The organism is Roseateles sp. P5_B10, assembly GCF_056400485.1.
Genome location: NZ_JBFULE010000746.1, coordinates 1 through 2,571 on the forward strand (window position 1 = coordinate 1; position 2,571 = coordinate 2,571).

General features: G+C 69.1%; 3 protein-coding genes. 2 read left to right on the forward strand and 1 reads right to left on the reverse strand.

All coding sequences use genetic code 11. The features are described from left to right. Positions 1 to 72 precede the first annotated feature (72 nt). Together AC1DU6_RS26950 and AC1DU6_RS26955 are read left to right on the forward strand one after the other, a co-directional pair. The gene (locus tag AC1DU6_RS26950) at positions 73 to 924 is read left to right on the forward strand and encodes a PIG-L deacetylase family protein (RefSeq protein ID WP_477860865.1); all 852 of its coding nucleotides are present in this window, start codon (positions 73 to 75) and stop codon (positions 922 to 924) included. Continuing rightward, positions 921 to 1,901, forward strand: a complete 981-nt coding sequence (locus AC1DU6_RS26955; RefSeq protein WP_477860867.1) for a succinylglutamate desuccinylase/aspartoacylase family protein — start codon at positions 921 to 923, stop codon at positions 1,899 to 1,901. The genes AC1DU6_RS26950 and AC1DU6_RS26955 overlap by 4 nt, the downstream gene beginning before the upstream one ends. A gap of 59 nt (positions 1,902 to 1,960) precedes the next feature. Here the strand turns inward: AC1DU6_RS26955 and AC1DU6_RS26960 are convergent, their stop codons facing one another. Further along, positions 1,961 to 2,503 (reverse strand): sensor histidine kinase, encoded by a 543-nt coding sequence (locus tag AC1DU6_RS26960; RefSeq protein ID WP_477860869.1) that lies wholly within the window; start codon positions 2,501 to 2,503, stop codon positions 1,961 to 1,963. Between the last annotated feature and the right edge of the window lie 68 nt (positions 2,504 to 2,571).

The window sequence follows — 2,571 nt, forward strand, 5'->3', positions numbered from 1 at the left end:
GCCACCGCAACTCGCCCCGGCGCGGGCCRCGCTCACGGCCTCGCTGGCTCCTACTCTCTGTAGGATGCCGGCATGTCCCTGGATGCCGATCTCGCGCGCTGGCGCGAGCACCTTTCCCGCTTTGCCGAGCTGTTGGGCAACCCGCCCGACCGCGTGACCGCACCCGGCCGCGAGCCAAGCCCCGGCCATTGCCTGATCTTCGCGCCCCACCCCGACGATGAATGCATCGTCGGCGCCCTGCCGCTGCGGCTTCAGCAGGAGGCCGGCTGGCGGGTCGGCAATGTCGCCGTGACCCTGGGCAGCAATCCCGAGCGCCGCGAGTCGCGCTGGACCGAGTTGCAGGACGCCTGCGGCGTGCTCGGCTTCGACTGCATCCGCGTTGGCGAGGACGGCCTGTCGGACGTGCGCGCCGACACGGCCGAACGCGAGCCGCAGCTCTGGCGCGCCCATGTCGACACCATCGCCGCGCTGCTGGCCCGGCATCGCCCGGCCCTTGTGCTGGCACCGCATGCGCTGGACGACAACCCCAGCCACCGCGGCGTCTACCGTCTCGTCGCCGAAGCGCTGGCCACCGCACGCCTGGACGCGGTGCTGGCCCACACCGAGTTCTGGTCCACGCAGTCGRCACCCAATGCGCTGGTGCAGACCAATATCGCCGACACCGCCCGCCTCATCGCCGCGCTGGAGCGCCACACCGGCGAGATCGAGCGCAACCCGTATCACCTGCGCCTGCCCGCCTTCCTGGCCGACGCCGTGCGCCGCGGTGGCGAGCTGGTGCTGGGCGCCGGCGAGGAGCCGCCCGACTTCGCATTCGCCACCCTCTATCGCCTCGTTGCCTACCGCGCCGGCCAGCCCGCCGCCGAACTGCCGCGCCGCGTCTTCTCCGCCGACAAGGCCCTGTCTTCCGCCCTGCTCCAGTCATGAACCAGCCCACCCACATCCGTGTCCACCAGTTCGCCGGCTTGCAACCTGGCCCGCGTTTCCTCGTTACCGGCGCTGTGCATGGCAATGAAGTCCACGGCACCAAAGCCATGGCCGAGATCATTCGCCAGCTCGATGCCGGCGAGCTGACGCTGCTGCGCGGCACGCTGACCCTGGTGCCCATCGTCAACCCGCTGGCCCACCAGCTGAACCGCCGCGAAGGCGACCGCAACCTCAACCGCAACCTGCGCCCGCCGGTCATCGCGCATGATTTCGAGGACCGCATCGCCCGCCAGCTCTGTGCCTTGATCGCGCAGCACGACGGCATCCTCGACCTGCACAGCTTCCAGGGCCAGGGCCCGGCCTTCGCGATGATCGGCCCGCGCAACAACAGCGGCGAGCTGGAGCCCTTCTCTCAGGAGGCGACCGAATCGGCGCTGGCCGCGCGCCTGGGCGTGGGCCGCATCGTCGAGGGCTGGCTGTCGACCTATGCCCTGGGCCTGCAGCGCCGCCAGCAGCGCGAGCACGACGGCTCGCGCCGCGCCTCGCTGATCTCCGACCCGCACTACGGCGTCGGCACCACCGAGTACATGCGCTCCACCGGCGGCTGGGCCATCACGCTGGAATGCGGCCAGCATCTGGACCCGAACGGCCCCGAGGTCGCGCGCCTGGCCATCCTGCGCTCGCTGGTGTTCCTGGGCATGCTGGACGCAAGCGCCGTCGAGCCACACCGCCCCACTCAGGCGCCTGAGCTGCTGCAGCTCTACGACGTCATCGACCGCGAAGCCGAGGGCGACCAGTTCGAGCAGAGCTGGGCCAGCTTCGACGCCATCGCGAAGGGCCAGCGCATCGGCACCCGCGCCAGCGGCGAGGCCGTGCTGGCACCGAGCGAGGGGCGCATCGTGTTCCCGAACACCAAGTCCGCGCCGGGAACCGAGTGGTTCTACCTGGCGCGGCCCAGCGACCGCAAACTCGCCTGAACGCGGCGGGCAGCTCCGCCATCGAGGCCGCCAGCTGTATGCCGGCCTGGCGTCTGCACTCAAGGCGTGGCAAGTGGGGCCAGGGGCAGCTTGACGATGAACTCGCTGCCCTTGTCATGGCCCGCGCTGACGGCCACGACTGTGCCGCCATGGGCCTCTACGAGCTCGCGCACCACCGCCAAGCCAATGCCTAGGCCGCCGTGGTGCATGGCCATCGCGTGCTCGTTTTGCACGAACAAGTCGAATACATGCGGCAGCGCCTCAGCCACGATGCCGATGCCGTTGTCCGACACGGTGACCGAGATCACGCGATCGATCACGGCAGCCGTGAGGGCGATGTGGCCCCGGTCACGCGTGTACTTGACCGCGTTGTCGAGCAGATTCCGAAAAACTTGCTCGAGCCGCACTGGATCGCCATGCACGTTCAGCGGGCCTTGTGGAAGAGAAACGCGCAGGCGCTGATGCTTCTCGTCCATCGCCGGTTGGCAGGACTGGGCCACCTCGCCAAGGATCTCCACCAAGTCAACATTGCCGCAAACCAGATGGAACTTGCCTGTCTCGGCGCGAGATCCATCCAGCAAGTCGTTGACGATGCGGGTCATGTGCGCCACCTGCCGCTTGATGACCTCCTGCAGCCACGCATGCCGGCTTTCATCACCGCGGGATCGAC